At 53.9% G+C, this 19694-nt stretch carries 13 protein-coding genes; 8 read left to right on the top strand and 5 right to left on the bottom strand.

Going from position 1 to position 19694, the window contains the following annotated elements:
- Positions 1 to 54 precede the first annotated feature (54 nt).
- The 3 genes from OVA03_RS09005 to OVA03_RS08995 all read right to left on the bottom strand — a co-directional run bounded on the left by OVA03_RS09005 (position 55) and on the right by OVA03_RS08995 (position 4195).
- Positions 55 to 2427: an ABC transporter permease gene (locus OVA03_RS09005; RefSeq protein WP_267523822.1), complete on the bottom strand. Its 2373-nt coding sequence runs from the start codon at positions 2425 to 2427 to the stop codon at positions 55 to 57.
- Positions 2427 to 3110, bottom strand: a complete 684-nt coding sequence (locus OVA03_RS09000; protein ID WP_267523820.1) for an ABC transporter ATP-binding protein — start codon at positions 3108 to 3110, stop codon at positions 2427 to 2429. Before OVA03_RS09000 ends, OVA03_RS09005 begins: the two co-directional genes overlap by 1 nt.
- A gap of 257 nt (positions 3111 to 3367) precedes the next feature.
- Entirely contained in the window at positions 3368 to 4195 is an 828-nt protein-coding gene (locus tag OVA03_RS08995; RefSeq protein WP_267523818.1) for an IclR family transcriptional regulator, read from the bottom strand.
- 136 nt (positions 4196 to 4331) lie between these two features.
- Between OVA03_RS08995 and OVA03_RS08990 the strand changes: the two genes are divergently transcribed.
- Together OVA03_RS08990 and OVA03_RS08985 are read left to right on the top strand one after the other, a co-directional pair.
- Complete coding sequence (locus tag OVA03_RS08990) at positions 4332 to 5555, top strand: sigma-54-dependent transcriptional regulator (protein WP_267523816.1); 1224 nt, start codon at positions 4332 to 4334, stop codon at positions 5553 to 5555.
- On the top strand, positions 5545 to 6753 hold the full coding sequence (locus OVA03_RS08985) for a sensor histidine kinase (RefSeq protein WP_267523814.1): 1209 nt from the start codon (positions 5545 to 5547) through the stop codon (positions 6751 to 6753). Before OVA03_RS08990 ends, OVA03_RS08985 begins: the two co-directional genes overlap by 11 nt.
- On the opposite strand, the gene OVA03_RS08980 is transcribed toward OVA03_RS08985, so the two are convergent.
- Positions 6743 to 7561 carry an IclR family transcriptional regulator gene (locus OVA03_RS08980; RefSeq protein ID WP_267523812.1) on the bottom strand — a complete coding sequence of 273 codons (819 nt, stop codon included), beginning with the start codon at positions 7559 to 7561 and terminating at the stop codon, positions 6743 to 6745. The genes OVA03_RS08985 and OVA03_RS08980 overlap by 11 nt on opposite strands.
- Positions 7562 to 8329: 768 nt before the next feature.
- Here OVA03_RS08980 and OVA03_RS08975 point away from each other — a divergent pair.
- Both OVA03_RS08975 and OVA03_RS08970 read left to right on the top strand, forming a co-directional pair.
- The gene (locus tag OVA03_RS08975; protein ID WP_267523809.1) at positions 8330 to 11746 is read left to right on the top strand and encodes a TonB-dependent receptor domain-containing protein; all 3417 of its coding nucleotides are present in this window, start codon (positions 8330 to 8332) and stop codon (positions 11744 to 11746) included.
- 86 nt (positions 11747 to 11832) lie between these two features.
- Positions 11833 to 13392, top strand: coding sequence for a tryptophan halogenase family protein (locus OVA03_RS08970; protein ID WP_267523807.1), 1560 nt, complete (start codon positions 11833 to 11835; stop codon positions 13390 to 13392).
- Here OVA03_RS08970 and OVA03_RS08965 read toward each other — a convergent pair.
- Complete coding sequence (locus OVA03_RS08965; RefSeq protein ID WP_267523806.1) at positions 13370 to 13609, bottom strand: hypothetical protein; 240 nt, start codon at positions 13607 to 13609, stop codon at positions 13370 to 13372. The two genes, OVA03_RS08970 and OVA03_RS08965, sit on opposite strands and share 23 nt — an antisense overlap.
- A 451-nt stretch (positions 13610 to 14060) precedes the next feature.
- Between OVA03_RS08965 and OVA03_RS08960 the strand changes: the two genes are divergently transcribed.
- From OVA03_RS08960 to OVA03_RS08945, 4 genes are all read left to right on the top strand, one after another.
- On the top strand, positions 14061 to 14480 hold the full coding sequence (locus tag OVA03_RS08960) for a hypothetical protein (protein WP_267523805.1): 420 nt from the start codon (positions 14061 to 14063) through the stop codon (positions 14478 to 14480).
- 153 nt (positions 14481 to 14633) lie between these two features.
- Positions 14634 to 16697, top strand: coding sequence for a beta-galactosidase (locus OVA03_RS08955; RefSeq protein WP_267523803.1), 2064 nt, complete (start codon positions 14634 to 14636; stop codon positions 16695 to 16697).
- A gap of 126 nt (positions 16698 to 16823) precedes the next feature.
- The gene (locus OVA03_RS08950) at positions 16824 to 18407 is read left to right on the top strand and encodes a GH39 family glycosyl hydrolase (RefSeq protein ID WP_267523802.1); all 1584 of its coding nucleotides are present in this window, start codon (positions 16824 to 16826) and stop codon (positions 18405 to 18407) included.
- Between the two features lie 29 nt (positions 18408 to 18436).
- Positions 18437 to 19663, top strand: coding sequence for a glycoside hydrolase family 5 protein (locus tag OVA03_RS08945; protein ID WP_267523800.1), 1227 nt, complete (start codon positions 18437 to 18439; stop codon positions 19661 to 19663).
- Positions 19664 to 19694: the final 31 nt, after the last annotated feature.

The raw sequence follows: 19694 nt of genomic DNA, 5'->3' as shown, positions 1-19694 counted from the left end.
CAGGTCATGAATAGTCGTTTTATATTCACAGTAACTCCATACGGATAAGGGGATTTAGACGCGAAGAGACTGACTGGCGCGTACCGGCGGTGTCAGGATGATGTGTGCCGTGAGGGTTGCCAAAGCCATAAACGCGGTCATGGCCCCGGAGGTAAGGAACACCACGGGGCTCAGCGAAATATGCGTATCAAAGGCGCTTAACCACAAGGACATGGTGAGCCAGGATAGGGCAGTGGCCGCAATACTTGCGATGACCATCGGCTTTATAAATGGTGAAAGTCGCAAGTAGATAATATCTGCCAAACTGGCCCCAAGGGCGCTGCGAATGGCGATTTCACGGCACCGGCTTCGGGCAAGATAGATGGAGAGACCGGTAAGGCCGAGGATAGACAAACAGATACCGACAACGGACAGGAAGCCGAACGCCCATCCTTGCCGTTTCATATCCTGATACACCTCACTAAGATAATCTGAATAAAAATAGCGGTATATCGGATTTGTGTTTGGATATTCCTGATCCCATAGCCGATCAATTTTCGACAGGGTTGCGGCCTCAGTGCCGGGTTTTAAACGGACATTCAGGCGTGTGAAGAAAAAGGATTGGTTGTCAAAGACCATGGGCTGCAGCGGCTTGCGAACTGTATTGGTGCGCATATTGTCGACGACGCCGATGATCTTGGATCTGTGACGTGTGTGATCGGCTTCATAATCTAAAAATTGGCCTATGGCGTCCTCAGGCTGACGATACCCCAGGGCCTCTGCTGCCGATCTGTTAAGGATCACTTCGACCGGTGGTGCCTCAGCAAAATAAACGCCTGAAAAGTTATTCCCCGCCAGAATCTGCACGCCGAACATCGGGAAAAAGTCCGCATCAACTGACTGCCGATTGAATTGAATAAGCTTTCCTGATGGCACCGCCGACCATGCGGGACGAATATTCCTCTCTTCGGGAATGAAGCGCGAGTGGGCTGCATCTTCAACGCCGTCTAAAGACAAAACGCGCTTTTTGAAACTTTCATCTTGTCCGGCATTCGCATAGACAACGATTTGCAGGATATTACGGGCGTTAAAATTCAGCGCCTGACCGGTCGCGAAAACCCACTGACTATAGACGGTTTGCGAGGAAATGAGCAAGGTGATCAAAAGTGTGAACTGCACGGCAATCCAGCCGACCCGGCTCATATAGGAGCGTCCGCTATCGATATGGTGTGATGTCCGCAGGGGTTCGGCCGAGAGGATAGTCGCCGGGTATAGTCCGCCCAATAGTCCGGTGATGGCGGCGGTGAGGGCAAACCCTATGGCGAGGCCAGGTGACGCCCAGACGGAGAGTTCAGTCCCCAGACGGGGGTTGATAACCGGCAGGAGCCTTTCCATTAGCGCCAGAGCTAAAATGGCGGCAAAGGCATTGATCACAACCGCTTCTGATATCACATGAAAAAACAGATGATGACGCCTGGCACCTAAGGTCCTGCGTATCGTCATTTCGGCTTTTCGTTCGTCGATTTGTGCGGTCAGTAAGCCCGCAAAATTGACGGTCGCGAGAAACAGGATGATGCCCGCGACGGCAATCATGGCAATGACGGTATCCTTGTGACTGCGCGGGGCTATCTGACTGTCGGCTTCCGGTTGAAATCGCAGGTCAGGCAAAGGAATGAGATTAATTTCTGCCGGAATACTATGGGGGCTCTGCCAGTTTTTGAGCGCTATGTTTCGGATCGTATCGGCCTTGAGCGTAGCTCCGGGAACCAGCCGAACAAATACGTAGCATGACGCCCATTGCCAGTCCGGATGCTGATCCAGAACTGTCAACATGCTGTACGACGACAGCCCGGAGACGAAAATTTCCCGGTTTAGGCTGGTGTTTGGCGGAAAATCGGCAAGAACGGCGGTGATCTCGATCGGGGAGGCACCATTAATAAACAGGGTCTGCCCTACGACATCCTCACGGCCAAAGTAATGCAATGCCATCCTTTGGGTTAAGGCCATTGTGTACGGTTTGCTTAATGCCGTTGACAGATCACCGGAGACCGCCTTAACGCGCAAAACATCAAAGATGTTTGGATCGGCCCAGTAAAAAAGTTCCAGCGATTCCCGTCGCGGTGATCTGACGGACCATTCGACCTGAGCGAGGCGGGCTGTGGCCTCGACCGCCGGAGCTTCGGCCACCAGCCACCGCGCCAGACCTGCGGGCGATTTATCACTGCTGATAACCGGGCTGTTATTCGGGCTGTAAACGCTGGTCGCTATGAAGACATTATCTGCATCCGGCAGGAAGCGGTCGAAACTTAGCTCGTCCTTGACATAAAGGCCGATGACTATGGCCGCCGCAAAGCCGATCGCCAATCCAAACACATTCAAAAGGTTCACGCCCCAGAAACGCAGGAGTGACCGGAAGACGTGGATGAAACCGGAAAGGTGCCAAATCATTACAGGCGGCGCCGTGAAAACTGAATACGCCCATCCAGCATCTCCACCACACGTTCAGCCTGATCTGCCTGACTGGCAGAGTGCGTGACAACGACAAGTGTGCTTCCCTCCTGGTGGAGGGCCTTTAAAATACCAAAAATCTGGGCCGCATTTTCCGAGTCAAGGTTGCCTGTGGGTTCGTCAGCGAGGATAATCGCAGGCCGCCCGACTATGGCGCGGGCAATGGCACATCTTTGCTGTTGCCCCCCGGATAACTGTCGCGGCAAATGATCCGCCCGATGGGCTATGCCTACTCTGTCCATCGCCTCCATGACCCTGTGGCGGAGGTTATGACGGCCATCGTGCTTGTAAAGCAGCGCCAGTTCGATATTTTCGTAGACGCTCAGGCTTTCGATCAGATTAAAGCTCTGGAACACGAAGCCAATCTCGCGGGCCCGTAAACGGGCGAGCTGACTGGCATTGCAATCCGCCAAATTGTGAGCGTCATAAAGATAACTTCCGGCTGACGGGCGCTCCAGAGTGCCCAGAATATTCAGCAGGGTGGACTTTCCGCATCCTGACGGGCCGCAAATGGCCAGAAATTCGCCCGGATCGATGTCGAGCGATATGTCTTTCAGTGCCTCAAGCCGCTTTGTCCCGGTCTCATAATTAAAGTACACGTCGCGCAAACTGATCAACGGCATAATATGACTATTCGCTCCGGTTGGCCTGTTTGCATAAACTATGTCGAATTGGTTTAACACATCAACCACGCAAGCTATGTCTTAGAGTAGATTTCGCTCCGGTTGGATCGAACATTTACTCTAAGTTTCTGTTTTGTCGCTCTTTCTGATCCATAAAATGATGCCATTTGATGGGAAAACGCTCCAGGCGGCTTTAATGGACAGACTTAATATCTATGCGAATTATACCACACGGGTGTGCCGTTTCTTCGGGGCCGTCATGCTACTTTTTGCGTTTTTCCCAACGATTCACTCAAGCGCATGGCATGGGCGCGCAAAGCCGCTATGCAGCACTCTAAACGGCGGCCGTTGGATGTGCTCATGTACGGTACGGTCAGGGCCGCGATAAAGCCGGAGCCGTCAAAGATCGGGCATGACAGATCGATGATGCTCGGCATGAGTGAATTCTCGACCTGAGCAAAGCCACATTCTGCAATTCTTGAAACGCTGGCGGTGAGATTGTCACGGTCATCTGCGCCGAGTGCAAGGGGGGCTATTTCCGAGGGTGCGTAGCCCTCAATGCCTGAGGTAAACGCCATAAAAACATGGCCTGGAGATGAGCTTGATATGGGGTAGCGGTAACCGACAGGGACGTTAACCCAGAATGGGCTTAGGGGTTCGTGCTTAGCAATCACCATCATATCGGACGCTAATGGAATTGACAGATTACACGATAGGCCCAGGTTTTCGCAGAGCTGCTTCAATATGGGGCGGGCGTGGATGACGACGCGGTCTTGAGGAGATATGCTGGGCAGCAGATCCCATATCTTACTTGTGGCTTCGTACAGGCCGGAGGGTGTGGTTTTGGATATATAGCCGCGCTTTCTCAATACCGTCATTGAACGATATAGGGTCGCGAGGGGAATGCCGAGGTCTATTGAAAGGGTTGAGGCCGAAACCGGGGCGGCGCACTTTGCTAAGTATTCCAGAATATTTAAACCCGCATTCAGGGTGCGCTGAGGAATGTTATCAGAGTCCATAGAGGGGATATTTGATAAATAGCGGATATTATCGCTTTCGCGAAATGCTGGGGTGGCGTTAAGCATCTGAGCGTTTCCCTGATTTGTTTTCTCCATCTTACTCCAGGAGTCACTTTTGGGCTAACTGGCGAAAAATATTTGACTTTTTAGGGGTTGAGAGATTACTTAAATACACAATTGTCCGCACTGACCGAAATCGTACATGTCAGCCTTAAGAATATTATTTATCGATGATGATTTAGGTGTGCTCAAAACCGCTGAACTGCTCTTGCAGAAGGCTGGTTATGATTTTCGTGGTGCGCAAAGTCCGTCAGAAGCCTACAGTTTTTTGGCAACTGAACCGGCGGATGTCATTTTGCTTGATCTGAATTTTTCGCGCGCCCAGATGTCTGGTGAAGAAGGTTTGCTGTGCCTGCAAAACCTTCGCAGGCATGACCCTGATGCCGCGGTTTTGATTGTCACCGGTCACAGCGGTTTGAATGTGGCGGTTCAGGCGCTACGCGCCGGGGCCCATAACTTCATCATGAAGCCGTGGAATAATGAGCGTCTGCTGGCAGCGATTGAAGAGGCCGCCAGCCAGAGAGGGGCGATTAAGATTGACCGGGAGGCCGATGATGCCGCAAGCGAAGACGCCGGATTAATCATCGGTGAATGTGACGCGCTTACGCGCATAAAGGAGCTGATAACGCGGTATGCCCGCCTGACCGCGCCGGTTTTATTGGTGGGTGAAAACGGCACCGGCAAAAGCATGCTGGCGAATGTTTTGCACCGGCATTCCGGGCGTAGCAGCCTTAAGGTTTTAGAGGCGGATCGGCTGGATATGGCCGATTTATTAGGCCTGACGGATACGACGGTCGTGCTTGAAAATATTGATCAACTTGACGCCGCTAACAGTTTGCCACTGAGTACATGGCTTCAGAATGCGGGCTCGCTTAACACGCGGGTTGTGGCAACAACGTGCCGGCGCCGTCATGATCTGACTATCCAAAGATCGCTGCTCTATGCCCTCAGTACGCTCGAAATAACCCTTCCGCCGCTTGCCGACCGGGGCAATGATCTGGAACTTCTTTCCAATCATTTTGCGCGCGTTTTTGCCATCAAGCAGGGCCTTGGCCCCCGGTCTTTAGCCCCTGAAGCCATTGTGGGTTTGCGGGCATTTCCATGGCCGGATAATCTTCACGCACTGCGCAGGATCATTGAGCGCGCTGTGGCCGAGTCGGACGGCCCGATTATCTCATTTTCTGATCTTGATTTGTCTTCGGCTACATCGACTGAGACAAGTAGCGGGCTTAACCTTGAACGCTCTGAAAAATATGCGATAGAAGAAGCGCTTAGTCGTCATAATTTTAATATTTCAAAGGCGGCCGTCGAACTTGGGGTTACGCGTCAAACCTTGTACCGCCGCATGGCCCGACATGGCCTTTAAGGCACGTCATTGGCATTTGATGACTTTGGCGGCGCTGATTGTCGGCACAGGCTTCACCTGGGATGCGGCCCAAAAGCAGCTTTGGGCCAATATGGCGCTGGGTATCCTCGTAATGGTCGGATGCCTTGTCATGGCGCTTCAGCACAAGTCCCCGGTTTTGCAGGATCCACCCGCCTTTAGGCCAGATAAATTGCCGGGGGGAGACCCCCTGGCGGCCCTACTCGATCAGGTAGCGATTCCGCTCTTCAAATTTAGTCCGGAAATGGGCATGCAGGCGGTAAATCTGGCCGCCCGCAGTTTGTTTCGAACCGATGATCTGGTCGTGAATGTCCCTGACAATCTCTATCAGGTCGTTATGAATGCCGAACTGGGCTCAAGACATTCGGTTGTGCTGTTTGGCCGGACCTATGCCATTGCCATCAGCGAAATTACAACGGCCCATGAAAAGCTCCGTCTGGTCAGTCTTACCGATATACAGCCAGAAATCCGTATCGCCGAAGCTACGGCCTTGCGGGATTTATTGAGAGTTCTCAGTCATGAAATCATGAACTCCCTGACCCCTGTAGCCTCGTTGGCTGACGTTGCCCGCAGTTATCTTATCGACGAAAACACCCCCGCCTCGAAAGCGGCACTCAAAGCGCTGGATGTACTGGCCAAGCGCGCCGATAGCCTTTCACGCTTTATAGAAGCCTATCGGGCATTGGCACGACTGCCTGATCCCGCGCTTCGTTCGGTCGATGTCGGCACCCTGATTCAGGATATTGTTCAGGTGTTTCGCCAAAGCCCTCTGGCGAGCAATATCAGTATCCGGATCGATATTCAGAAGCATTGCCCGCGCTTTGATCTGGATGAAACCCTGATGGCGCAGGCGCTTCTTAATATTTTGAGTAATGCCGCCGAAGCGACCATCGGAATGCCGGTAGCCGGCCAGATTCAGGTGTCTATGGAGTGCGATTCCGATGAAGCCAGAATACTTATCTCTGATAATGGCGGCGGCATTCCAGAGCCTCTTGCCGGGCAGATTTTCCACGCCTTTGTAACCACCAAGGCGAATGGCACGGGAACTGGCCTCAATCTGGCGCGCCAGATTGCGTTGGCCCATGGCGGGGATCTCATCTTTATGGGCGCGAGGGCTCCCGCTTGGAGTACCGTTTTTTGTTTTATAGTACGGACGTCACCCAGAACCCTTAGGATTTGATCTGGGGATTTGAGCTGCCAGGGGTGGCACCGAGTAAGGTCGATAGCTGCAAGCTTGCCTCCTTAAGAGAGGCGACACAGTCTTCGATACTTACGCTGAGTTTGCTTTTTATATACGGAATAGTCAAAGCGGCGACTAAGCCGTTGTCGCTAAAGATTGGGCTGCATATGTCGGTAATGCTGTCCGCATACTGGCTTTTTGCGACCAGATGCCCTTCTGCCCGGGCGCGATCAGCTTGGGCTTCAAATGTTTCTCTCTCTTCCGGTGTCAGGTTTGGCTGAAGCGCTGTTCGCCAGGCTTTGCGAACCTTTGGGCTTTGAAACGCATAAAAAACCGCGCCGGAGGCTGTATCGGTGATATTTTGCCGATATCCTACCCGAATATGGAAACTGGGTATGCCGGGCGCGTCCATCTGACCGACGACCACGATTTGATCGTCCGACACCACGACAATATGACAAGCCTGAAGGATGTTTTCGGCAAGTGACCTCATCACCGGAATAGCGTGATCGAGGAGGTTTTTGCTTACGCCCCGCGACATGGCCAAAGAAAACAGCTTGTTCGTAAGCTCATATCCGCTTTGATTCTCAGCCATGGCCACATAGCCGCGTTTTTCCAGAACCTGAACCATCCGGAACAATTCGCTCACAGACCGGTTCAGTCTTTCAGAAATCTGCTTGGGGCTTAATGGACGCGGTGCAGACGCTAAAAGCTCTATAATATCAAGCCCTTTTTCAAGGGCTGGTGCGCGGTACCGCAAATCATTCGCATCGTCTTCATCATGATTTTCGGGTTTTCGTCTTGCCATGATCAATCGAACGCCACGCTGGTTGTTTTGTTATACATATTGGGGCCTTGAAAGCGGCGTTGCAGAAGGGGGGCAGGCCATCAGCAGACCCAAAACGAGTTTCGCCAATGAACACCATAAATGGAAACCTAAGTCAATTTTTGGTCGGTATCTGATATAATTAGTCAGTATAAATCAATGTTATTTTATTTATGAAATTTCGCATTGCGTATGATTTGGCGTCTGGTGCCCATATGATGGTTCATTTGGAAGCGAGCTCATTAAAAAGAGACTGAATTGTTTTAATTTAATTGCTTTTTATCGCTTTTATATAAGTTCGGGACTCTAAATGCTTTGAAATTCCTGGGCATGGAGAGCAATTTTTTAAAGCAAAATTTCTATATAAAATTTAATTTTATATTTGATTTTAAATTCTGTCTGTTTTAGGGTCGATTTGTGAGCGAGTGCTCATGGCTTGTGTGAATCGTATTGTTCGATCCCGTTTGTTAGGCTCAGTAACTCCTTCCGCGTGAGGCCTTAACGGTTTTATCCCCTTGTCCTGCGTCCTGCGGCAAGGGGATTTTTTTGGCCGCGTCGCGTCTATAGGCCATGGTTGAGCTGGGTTGCAAAGTTGCAACATATAATCGATTTATATATGAAGCAAAATTTTAAACTTGAACGAAATCGTCTAAGGGCATTTTATGCGCGTGAGACGACAAATCGACAAGGTCGTCAAAAACAAAATAAGGGGCTGCAACAGTTTGGCCCCAAATATGAGGGAACCCAGGAATGAAATCGCTAAAAGTGATGTTGTGTGCGGGCGTATCGTCTCTTGCTGTAGCAATGGTGGCGGTGCCTGTTTATGCGCAGAATGCGGCTCCTGCGGTCGAGTCTGCGGACGAAGCCGACACGGTCGTGGTCGTTACGGCGCGCCGTAAGGCGCTGCAGAGCGCTATTGAGATCAAGAAGAATTCTGACACGATCGTCGATTCGGTTGTGGCTGACGAAGCCGGTCAGTTGCCTGATGCATCTATTACCGAGGTGCTGCAGCGGGTTTCGGGGGTTACGGTTTCCCGATTTGCATTTTCACAGGGTGGTACGCCAAGTTTTCAGGTTGAGGGCACCGGGGTTACGGTGCGCGGTCTGCCCTATAATTCAAGCACGCTCAATGGCCGTCAGGCGTTCAGCGCCAATGGTGCCAGCGGTTTGATGTGGGATGAGGTAACGCCTGAGCTGATGGCCGGTGTGGATATCTATAAGGCGTCCCGTGCGGACATTCTCGAAGGCGGGGCTTCGGCCATCGATTTGAGAACGCGCCTGCCGTTTGATTACAAAAAGCCTGCCTTGGAACTCTCTGCGGGCGCCAGCTATGGCGACTTGTCCGATAAGGTCTCTCCGAATATCTCAGGCTTGGTATCGCGCCGTTTCGATACCAAATTGGGCGAGATGGGCCTTCTGTTCGATATCGCCCATAGCGAGCGCTATGAAGGTAATGACAATGCGCAAATGGGCGCCTACGCGCTTCAGATTAATCCGGAAAGACCTGAAAATGACAATACGGCGCTTGTGCCGACGGGGTACAACTGGAATCAGGGGCGCAGTGAGCGGACCCGTGATGGTGTTTATGTGGCCTATCAGTGGGAGCCGAAAGATGAGCTGACCCTAACGTCAACCCTGTTCTACTCTCAGAAAAAATCCAAAACCTACGGGCGTGGCGGTGGATGGAGTGTGGATCCCACCTTGTCGGCTCAGAATATCCCGACAAATGCCACCTATGATTCCAACGGTGCCATGGTGAGTGGTGACTTATATGTGGGGGCAACCGGTATCGGTGATCCGGTCTTTGGCTGGGGCGGGAACAACTGGCTGCTGGAGTATCTGCCCAGGTCAGACCCCGCCTATGAATATATCTGGGCTTTTGACTGGTCACCGGATTATCAGGGCACGCCTGGGGATACGATTCTGGATCAGGACTGCCGCTCAACCTATGGGTCAACCTCAACCTCACAGCCAAGTATCGATTGGGGCAAGTGGGGGCAGCCGGGTATGTTCTTCTGCCAGCCCACGGGTGGGAGCACTGGCACGCCGCTTAATTTGACCGGAAGTGCCAGTGCCAGTGATAGTACGTCGTCTACGCTGGACTGGAGCACAAGCTTCGTGTGGAACCCTACGGATAATATGCGCGTCAGGGGGGCGTTGCAGTTTGTCCATTCGGTCGCCGAAGGACGTAACATGGGGGCGGGCATCACGCAGCGAAGCGAGGGTTTGACGCAGGCCAGCTTTGATGTGACCGGTGATGTGCCCAAACTCGGCGGCTTCAACGCCGCGGCTTTGGTCGATACCGATACCGCTCACTTCGCCCAATTCTCTTACAATGGGGCGGATAATGAAGGCACGGCCATTGCCGCCAATATCGATGTTGATTACTCACTTAATGAAGATAATTTCTTCAAGTCCGTATCCTGGGGTGTTCGTGCTGCGGTTCGTGAAGAGCGCGATAATTTCATAGGCACCTATTGGGCACCGATTTCAAAAGACTGGGTGGATTACACATACCCCAGCGGTCAAAATCCGGACAATATCGGCTATCGCGCTTATCTGACAGGGGATTACGCGATTGGTGTCATTAGCCCCTCTGACTATGAAGTCTATGACTTTCCTAACTTCATGGGCGACGATACAAACTCTCCGGGGGCTGTATTGGTGCCTAGCGAATCCCTGCTCAAATCTTTTGACTGGACGCGTCTGGCCAGCTTCAGTGAAGATGTGGTCAATGGCGGCCTGACGCCACAGGAATACTATGACCTGAATATCGACCAGAACCTTGGTGTTACCAATACGGACATCCGCAGCACGGCAATTTATGTTCAGACCAAATTCGGCAGCGAAGGTTTTGGCATCATTCCTCGCTTCACTGGTAATATGGGCGTGCGTGTCGTCAATGGGCGTTTACGCGGCGACGGAAACTTCAGGGTAAACCAGGCGGATGCCTTTTACCTGAATGTTTCGGACGCGTCATCTGCGTTGAGCGGGATACCACAAGGGCGTTTGTATCAGCCTATTCCCGGTTCTACGCTGCGCGAAAAAGAGATTAGATATATACGGGTATTGCCGTCGGTGAACGTCAAGTTTGATGTCTCCTCGGAGGTTGTCGTCCGATTTGCGGCGTCTCAGGGGGTCAGCCAGCCAAACCTGAATGACATCAGGGCGGGCGGAACTATTGAGCCAAATCTCAAGGCACTGATCGGTCAGGGCGGCGCAAGCATCAATTATCTGGAAACCATGACCAGCCGTGGCGGCGGGGCGGATATGAAGCCCGTAAGCTTCACGAACCTTGATCTGACTTACGAATGGTATCCAAGAAATGGCACCTATGCCTATATCGACGTCTTCGCCAAGGATATAAAGAATCAGGATCTGTACGACGCCTTCTATCAGACGCAGTCAACACCCCTGCTTGATGTGACGGATCCGAATAATCCGGTCGAGGTTTCGGTGGATATACCCTGGTTCTATGTCCAGAACCGGACGACCTCCGCCTCTGAAAAAGCCAAGATCCGCGGTGTTGAAATCGGTGGACGTACCTTCCTTGATATGCTGCCGTCACCGTTTGATGGCCTGGGTATCAGTGCTAACTTCACCTATGTTGACAGTGAGAATCCGGCGCTGCTGGCCAACTCGGTCAAGGGGGATGGCTATGTTCCGGACGGTCTTGATGACCCGCGGTGTAACACGGTTAGCAACGGCGATCCGTGTCTGGACCCGAGCTATAACCCTGATTTCGGAACCATGCCCTATTATGGCATGTCGAAGTATTCGTATAACGTGGAACTGTACTACAGCAAGGGCGCGTTCAACACACGTCTGGCCTACAACTGGCGCTCAAAGCAACTTATGGGCACCAGCGCCAACCCGCTGTCATATGTTGGCCGGGGTGGTGGACCACGCATCTGTACCGCCTGTACCGATAGCAGCTCTCAGGGCCGCATCTGGGATATGGTGCCGATGTGGAGTGACGATGCCGGGTTCCTTGACTGGAGTCTGGATTACAAGCTCAACAACAATGTCTCCTTCGGCGTTCAGGCCAACAACCTGACCAATACCAAGTCGAAGACACTACAGGAGCCGCTGCCGGGTGTGTTCCTGCGCTATGATACCTATGTGTCAGACCGCCGCGTAAATGCGTACTTGCGGATGCGTTACTAGTTAGGTGTATTAAGGCGGGAGCGCTGCGATATGCAGGCTCCCGCTTTTCTTAGGCCGTGTTTTTGCAGGCTCCGGAACAAACCTGAATGGCGCTTACACGAAAAAAAGTCATCATAGTCGGCGGCGGTACGGCGGGATGGGTCACGGCGGCTTACCTTGCTAAAATCCTGTCTTATGGCTTGCCATCGGGTCTGGATATTACCCTCATTGAATCGCCGGATATTGGTATTATTGGCGTTGGTGAAGGCACGTTCCCCAGCATCAGAAAGACATTCAGCCGGATAGAGCTTGATGAAGACAGTCTGGTGCGTGAGGCTAGTGCTACCTATAAGCAGGGCATCCGCTTCGTGAACTGGCGTGGCGCTCTCGATAAGAACAGCGAAGATTATTATTTTCATCCGTTCCAGATTTCATCCCAGCACTCACAATTCGACGTTCTGCCCTACTGGCTGTTAGGGGCGGCGGGAGAGGCTTCCTGGGGCAGCGTCAGCACGATTCAGGAGCAAATCGTCAATGATAAACGCGCCCCTAAGCTGATCAACCATGCGGGCCATAACGGTCTGCTGAACTATGCGTATCACTTTGATGCGGTGGAACTCTCAAGGCTGTTGCGCCGAAAGGCTAAATCGTTTGGCGTCACCCATATCGAAGACACGGTCGATGCGGTTAGGGCCGGCGAAAACGGCTTTATCGAAAAACTGGTAACGCGGGCGCATGGCGATCAGACAGCGGACCTGTATATCGATTGCACAGGCTTCAAAGCGCAACTGATCGGTCAGGCTTTGGGCGTGCCGTTTAAATCCCTGCGCTCACAGCTTTTCACCAACCGGGCCGTGGCCCTGCAGGTGCCTTACGATCAACCGGGCAAACCGATTGAATCCCAGACCATTTCCACGGCTCAGGAAAATGGCTGGACCTGGGATATCGGGTTGGTCGGGCGTCGGGGTGTCGGCTATGTTTATTCGACGGATCATACGACTGATGAGCGCGCCGAGCAGGTCTTACGCGAATATGCCGGACCTGCGGCGCGATCCTGTGATGTCCGGTTTTTGAATTTTGAAGCGGGCTACCGGCAGACCCACTGGAAGAATAATTGCGTGGCCATCGGCCTGTCGGGCGGATTTATTGAGCCGCTCGAAGCGACCGGTATTGGGTTCGCTGAAATCGCGTCGGTCATTCTGTCCAATCTGTTCCCCTGGGAACATAGTTACGAGGTTTGCGCGCAGCAATTTAACCGCTTCATGACGCGCCGCTATGAGCATGTGGTTGACTTCATCAAGCTGCATTACTGTTTGACGCAGCGTACGGATACAGACTTCTGGCGCGACAATGTCCGCCCGGAAAGCCTTTCCGATGATCTTAAAGATCGGCTGGAGCGCTGGCGCTTTCGTCCACCATCGTTTCTGGACATGGATCCCAATCACGACATCTTCACCGAGGCAAACTGGCAGTATGTCCTCTATGGTATGGGCTATAAAACAGATATCAGCGCTCAGGCCGGTGTCTACAGGTACTTCGAGGACGCCAAGACACAGTTTGCGGAGATAAGACGCCAAGGCGACCACGCCTTATCGATATTGCCCAAGCATCGCGACCTGATTGAGCAGGTTCGGCTGCATGGCTTTAAGCCCCCCAGCCTTGCTTAGCGGTCGGGTTGAGTGGCGCACCGATGCCTGCGGTGTCGATACATTGCGCCCGCGCTTTCGCTGGACGCTCAAAGCTGACGGCCCACTGTACAATAGGTTCCAAAGCGCGTTCAGAATCCATATCGTCGACAGCAGGGGCTGTGCGATTTTCGACATCGGGAAAGTAGTATCGGGCGCTCTGCGATATCAGCCTGATAAAGACATTTTGCTGTGCCACAGAGGCGCTGTGACTGGTTTCTGACCGTTAGGACGAAGCGGGTATTTCCTCCGGTAAGGCCCATGCCGGCAAGTTCGTTACCGGAATTTTTGCTCCCTCTCAGAACCTGGCAAAACGGATCGCCGGTCAGCCGCAGGGGGGGCTGGCTATTTTCAGCTCTCCCGGGCCAAACCGACCCTTCTGCGACGTGGAGGGTTTGCTCTCTTAACGCCTACGCCTGAACGCTGTAACCCCTGCCGCCGCTCATTGAAGGCGGCGGTAAGGCCGGCCTGAAAAAGCCATGCAAAGTGATTAATATCAGTATCTTGATGCTATTTTAAATCTATGTGCGTCTTTTTTATTTTGCTGTTGAAATGTAATTTTATATGCGGCAATATAAATCAACTAAATGCCCGAAGTGCGCGCTCTGAGCAGAGACTGCACTTTGAGGACAAAATACACAGGAATGAATATGGCGGGCATAAGTAAGCGAGATTTATTGGGTGGCGTACCAGCCGTGGCGGCGCTTGGCACCACAACTCTTGCGGCGAGTACGGCCAAGGCGGGTGAGGCTGGCTGTGTGCCGGGCATAGCGCCGGATGCAAAGCCTGAGTACCGTCTGCCGATGGCCGGAGGGCCGTTTCAGGAAAGCGTCGCCTACACGGCGCAGGACCTTCGCTTCACTACGCTGGGTGAACCCAAGCAGTCGGTCGTGGTCACATCGCTGGGACGCGCGGCAGGGCATGAATCGCGCCGGGTCAAACGGGTGAGCCTGTTGGGGGTGAAGAAAGCCTTGACCTTCCAGCAGACCGATAAGGCACTGGTGATCGACTTGCCATCGGCCTTGCCGACGCGCCACGCCAGCGCTTTCAAGATAACATTTCAGAGCTAGAGCGATATGCCGAAACGAAGTTCGGCGGAGCCCAAAGTGTGAGCGGTTTTCGGCGACTACATTGCGACTAAAATGCGTAAAGACAAGCCGCGCATTTCAATAATGCGCTGCCCCTATTCAGGTTTCCGCGCGTGCGGTCTTCAGGAAGAGACAATGAAATTTAGAGATATTTTGATCGGAACCGCAGCCATTTTGTCGGCTGTTTCCGGAGTGATACCCGCTCAGGCGCAGGCACAAACCCCTGCGGGCCACATGCAGGGCGTGAAGACGGATCGGCTTTATGTGGGGGCCAACTATCAGCCCGTTGACCGCACGCCCAAACAGATCACTCAGGACATTGCCCTGATGAAAAAGGCGGGCTTTACGGTCGTGCGAATGGGCGATCTGTCCTGGGACTATTTCCAACCCGCGGAAGGGGTGTTCACCTTTGAGGCGTTCGATAAGGTCATGGCCGAGATGCATGCCGCCGGCATCAAGGTCATCGTCGACATTCCCGGTCAGCCCGCACCGATGTGGTTGCATAAAAAATATCCCGGCGTCGATCTGGTGACGCAGAACGGCACGCGTCTTTATGCCGCCGAACGCTATATGGATAACACCAGTGATCCCGACTATCAGCGACTGGTCGCTGAGCTGGCTGAGGCCATGACCAAGCGCTATGGCAAGCATCCCGCGACCATAGCCATCGGTTACAATAACGAAATCGGCAACGGTTTCATGTCCTATTCTGAGGCTGACAAGGACAGATTTGTTGTCTGGCTCAAGAAAAAATACGGCAATCTGGAAAGCCTGAACAAGGCCTGGGCCACCCAGCGCTGGTCGCGCACACTCACCGACTGGGATCAGATTGAGCTGCCTTACGGCGACGGTCCTGGCCCGTTTGAGCGTTACCTTGATCTGCGCCGCTACTGGTCAGAGGTCACTATTCATAACCTGATGATCCTTGAAAATGCTCGCCGTCGCAATGCGCCGGACAAACCGGCGATTTCCAATCTGTGGGACTCAAGCGGTCGCAAGGGCTTTGATTATCTCTCGACCTATAAGGACTACGTCACGCACGGCTCGCACGGATTTTACAACGGCGATGCTATCAGTGGTGGCTATGAGACCATGATGATGCGCGGTGCTTCGCCGAACCCAAGCTGGTACGTTGAGTTTCAGGCCGGTGGCGGCGGCTATTATGGCTATAAGGGCCGGTCGCGCATGTGGGCCCATTTCGGGCTGGTCAATGGCGCTCAAGGGTTGCTGGCCTGGACGTTCAACAGCCACCGGGGCGGTGAGGAGCAGGCTCTGTTCGGCCTGGTCGATCACGACGACACGCCGTCATGGAAGCTCGACGAATGGGGCGGGATCGCTAAAGAATTCAAGATGATGGAAAAAATGGGTTTTCCACGTCAACTGAAACCAGAAGTCGCCATCGCCTATTCGTTTGAAGCCAAGGTCGCCTCAGCGCCCAAAAGCTGGTCAAACACGGTAGCGCAATACTACACCACCGATTACATGGTGCATGCCCATAACGCGTTTTCGCCGGTCTATAACGACAATATCGATGTGTCGGTCATCAATATCGGCCCTGAAGATCTCAGCCGCTATAAGATGGTGGTGGTGCCGGGTATCTATTTGATGGATCAGGCCGCGGCGGACAATATCCGTAAGTATGTCAAGAATGGTGGCACGGTCATCATGACGGCCATGTCGGATAAGGTGGATGAGACCAACCAATGGTTCAGCACCCCGCTGCCGGGGCGCCTGACCGACGTGTTCGGCCTTACGACCAAAGAGTTCTATCGCAGTTGGGGGCCGCTGACGGGCAAGCTGGGTGAAACCGACTTCAGCACGACCATCAACTTCTACGAAGTGCTCGAACCGACAACTGCCAAGGTGCTGGGACGCATCACCAATGTCGAAGGCTCGCCCCCGATCGCCACGGTCAACACCTACGGCAAGGGCAAGGCCATCTATGTCGCAACCCCGGCCCAACCGTCGATCATGAAGCCCCTGTACCAGAGCCTGTATGCGCAGGTCGGTATCGTACCGGGCCCGAAAACACCGGAAGGGGTTTATGCCCGCACCGTCAATGGCCGCACGCTTTATGTAAACGCCTCATACGGCCCAAAAGACGTGGTTCTGGACGGCAAGAAAACCGGCCTGCTGTCGGGCAAGACCTACACCGGAACCCTGCACCTCCCGGCTGATGGCGTTGAACTGATCGAGTAGGTATCTACCACAATGGCTCAGGGTGAACCATTTCAATGATGCGATGGCGTCGTCCTGAGCCTCTTTTGCCCCCGCCCGTGAAATGCAAGACCGTGAAATATTAGTCCTTATATCGGAATAGCTAACATGACCTTCAATCTTTCCCGAAGAACCTTTGCATCGATGATAGCGCTAACGGCGGCGACATCCGCTTCTGGTGCCATGGCGCAAGGCCGTGTTGCGCGGCAGGCCACGCTTGATCTTACCAAAGCGACTACGCCGGTTGATCGCTTCTTCGATTTGTCCGTTGGCGCAGACTATTCCGGCACAACCATTCGCGAAGCCAATCTGGCGCAGCTTGAAACCGCCGTGGATGAGCTGGGGTTCCGCTACATCCGCTTCCACGACATCTTCCACGACGACTTGGGCACGGTGAAACTGGTCGACAATAAGGTCGTCTATGACTGGACCAAGATTGACTATATGTACGACCGCTTCCTGAAGATGGGCATCCGGCCGTTCATTGAGCTGGGCTTCACCCCTTCGGCTATGAAGTCGGCGGATCAGACGATCTTTTACTGGAAGGGTAATGTCTCCCACCCGCGTCTCGACATGTGGGAGCATCTGATCGATGCCTTTGCGCGTCACCTGATCGCCCGCTATGGCCTCGAAGAAGTACGCACATGGTATTTCGAGGTGTGGAACGAGCCGAACCTTGATGGTTTCTGGCGGTTTGCCGATCAGGAGGCTTATTTCGCGCTTTATGGCGTCACCGCCCGCACGCTTAAGGCCGTCGATCCTAAGCTTCGTGTCGGCGGCCCGTCGACCGCCGGTGCGGCGTGGGTGCCCGAACTGATGGCCTATGCCAAGGCGACCAATACGCCGGTCGATTTCGTCACCACCCACACCTACGGCGTCGACTATGGCTATCTCGACGAAGAAGGCAAGATGGACCTCCAGTTGTCGAAGAACCCCAACGCCGTCATCGGTGATGTTAAAAAGGTTCGGGCCGAGATCGAAGCTTCGCATTTGCCCGGTACGCCGCTGTACTTTACGGAATGGAGCACCAGCTACAATCCGCGTGACATCAGCCACGATTCCTATGTCGCCGCCCCCTATATCGTCAGCAAGGTTCGGGGCGTTCAGGGCGTGGCTCAGGGCATGAGCTACTGGGTTTATTCCGACCTGTTCGAAGAACCGGGCCCTCCGGGCGGCCCCTTCCACGGCGGTTTTGGTCTGATGACTAAGGACGGCGTGCGCAAGGCGTCATGGTTCACCTATAAATACCTTAACGCGTTGAAGGGTATGGAAATCCCCACCACAGACGCGCAGGTCTGGGCGGCTGTCGATGGCCAGTCGGTTGCGGCGGTTCTGTGGGACTTCCAGTTGCCGGATCAGAAGGGCAGGAGCAATGGCACCTTCTTCAGCAAGCTGGTGCCCAACCGCAAATCCGAGCCGGTGAAACTGAGCCTGACGGGCCTGACCCCCGGCAAATTCGCGCTCAAAATCAACCGGACAGGTTACAAAAAGAACGATGCCCAATCTCTGTGGATTGAAATGGGCTCGCCCCAGGAACTGACGCCCGCGCAACTGGCAAAGCTGCAGGACGCGACCCGCGACCTGCCCGAAACCGAGCGTGTGGTGACGGTTGGCCGCGATGGAACGGCCGAGGTCAGGGTGGCGATGAACACGAACGATGTCGTGCTGGTCAAGCTCACCCCGCTGGGGTGAGCCCATCAGGCATACGCAGGATGACGAACATGACGAACCCCATTGATCCCCATCGCCGCAAGTTCATGTTGGCGGCGGGGGCAGCCCTTGTGCCCATGACGTTTGCCAGCCTTGCGCGCGGCGCAGAGCCAGGGGCTGCTCAGCGCTCAATGGGTGCGCCTGTAGTCTATCCCAGCTACAATACCCGTCCGCTGGCACCCGATGCCAGCAGCATGGCCAGCAAGGCAATTCAGATCGCCGCGCGCATAAAGCTTGGCTTCAATATCGGCAATACGCTTGAAGCCATTGGGGGCGAAAACGCCTGGGGCAACCCGGACATCAGTCAGGCTCTGGTGAATGCTGTCAAGGCCAGAGGGTTCGACGCGATACGCCTGCCGTGTGCCTGGAACCAGTACGCCGATCAGAAAACGGCGAAAATCAGCGAGGACTGGCTTAACCGCGTCAAGACGGTCGTCCAGTATTGCATCAATGCCGACATGTATGTCGTGCTCAATATTCACTGGGACGGCGGCTGGCTGGAAAACAACGTCACCGTCGCGGCCAGAGACCGGGTCATCCCCAAGCAGCGCGCCTTCTGGGAGCAGATTGCCACCCACCTGCGTGACTATGACGAGCGGCTGATTTTCGCCAGCGCCAATGAGCCCAACTGCAAAACCGCTGAGCAGATGGAGGTGCTTTATGCCTACCATCAGACCTTCGTTGATACCGTAAGGTCGACGGGTGGCAAAAATGCATACCGCACGCTTGTCCTGCAGTTGGCCGAAACCAATATCGAGCTTGCAGAGCCTCTCTGGAACAAGATGCCGGCCGACACCGTGCCAGATCGGCTGATGGTCGAAGCCCATTACTACACCCCCGCACAATTTGCGATCATCAGCGAGGACGCGAGCTGGGGCAAGATGTTCTACTACTGGGGCAAGGACTTCCACTCCACACTGGAGCCGGAACGCAATGCGACCTGGGGCGAGGAAGATACGGTCGATGAACAGATGGCGATTCTGAAGCGCCTGTTCACGGATAAGGGCATTCCCGTCATTCTTGGGGAATACGGTGCCATGACTCGCAAAGGCCCGTTCGATCTGGAAAAGCATCTGGCGTCGCGCAATTACTGGCTGGCCTATGTCACCCAGATGGCCCTCGAGAATGGTGTGGTGCCGTTCCTGTGGGATACCGGCGACCTGATCGACCGGCGCACGCAGGCCTTACGTGATCCGCAAGGGCTAAACGCACTCCTGATCGGGGCTGGCAAAAAATAACTGCGGCGGCTTCAAGCCAATGCAAAGGGGA

It is taken from the genome of Asticcacaulis sp. SL142 (assembly GCF_026625745.1).
In the GTDB taxonomy this organism is placed as follows: domain Bacteria; phylum Pseudomonadota; class Alphaproteobacteria; order Caulobacterales; family Caulobacteraceae; genus Asticcacaulis.
The sequence above is the reverse complement of the archived record's forward strand: the minus strand, read 5'-3'. Positions and strand labels throughout refer to the sequence as shown.

What these genes read in the sequence shown, in the direction of transcription:
- OVA03_RS09005 (WP_267523822.1), bottom strand. Translation starts at nt 2,427, where the DNA reads ATGATTTGGCACCTTTCCGGTTTCATCCACGTCTTCCGGTCACTCCTG.
- OVA03_RS09000 (WP_267523820.1), bottom strand. Translation starts at nt 3,110, where the DNA reads ATGCCGTTGATCAGTTTGCGCGACGTGTACTTTAATTATGAGACCGGG.
- OVA03_RS08995 (WP_267523818.1), bottom strand. Translation starts at nt 4,195, where the DNA reads ATGCTTAACGCCACCCCAGCATTTCGCGAAAGCGATAATATCCGCTAT.
- OVA03_RS08990 (WP_267523816.1), top strand. Translation starts at nt 4,332, where the DNA reads ATGTCAGCCTTAAGAATATTATTTATCGATGATGATTTAGGTGTGCTC.
- OVA03_RS08985 (WP_267523814.1), top strand. Translation starts at nt 5,545, where the DNA reads ATGGCCTTTAAGGCACGTCATTGGCATTTGATGACTTTGGCGGCGCTG.
- OVA03_RS08980 (WP_267523812.1), bottom strand. Translation starts at nt 7,561, where the DNA reads ATGGCAAGACGAAAACCCGAAAATCATGATGAAGACGATGCGAATGAT.
- OVA03_RS08975 (WP_267523809.1), top strand. Translation starts at nt 8,330, where the DNA reads ATGAAATCGCTAAAAGTGATGTTGTGTGCGGGCGTATCGTCTCTTGCT.
- OVA03_RS08970 (WP_267523807.1), top strand. Translation starts at nt 11,833, where the DNA reads ATGGCGCTTACACGAAAAAAAGTCATCATAGTCGGCGGCGGTACGGCG.
- OVA03_RS08960 (WP_267523805.1), top strand. Translation starts at nt 14,061, where the DNA reads ATGGCGGGCATAAGTAAGCGAGATTTATTGGGTGGCGTACCAGCCGTG.
- OVA03_RS08955 (WP_267523803.1), top strand. Translation starts at nt 14,634, where the DNA reads ATGAAATTTAGAGATATTTTGATCGGAACCGCAGCCATTTTGTCGGCT.
- OVA03_RS08950 (WP_267523802.1), top strand. Translation starts at nt 16,824, where the DNA reads ATGACCTTCAATCTTTCCCGAAGAACCTTTGCATCGATGATAGCGCTA.
- OVA03_RS08945 (WP_267523800.1), top strand. Translation starts at nt 18,437, where the DNA reads ATGACGAACCCCATTGATCCCCATCGCCGCAAGTTCATGTTGGCGGCG.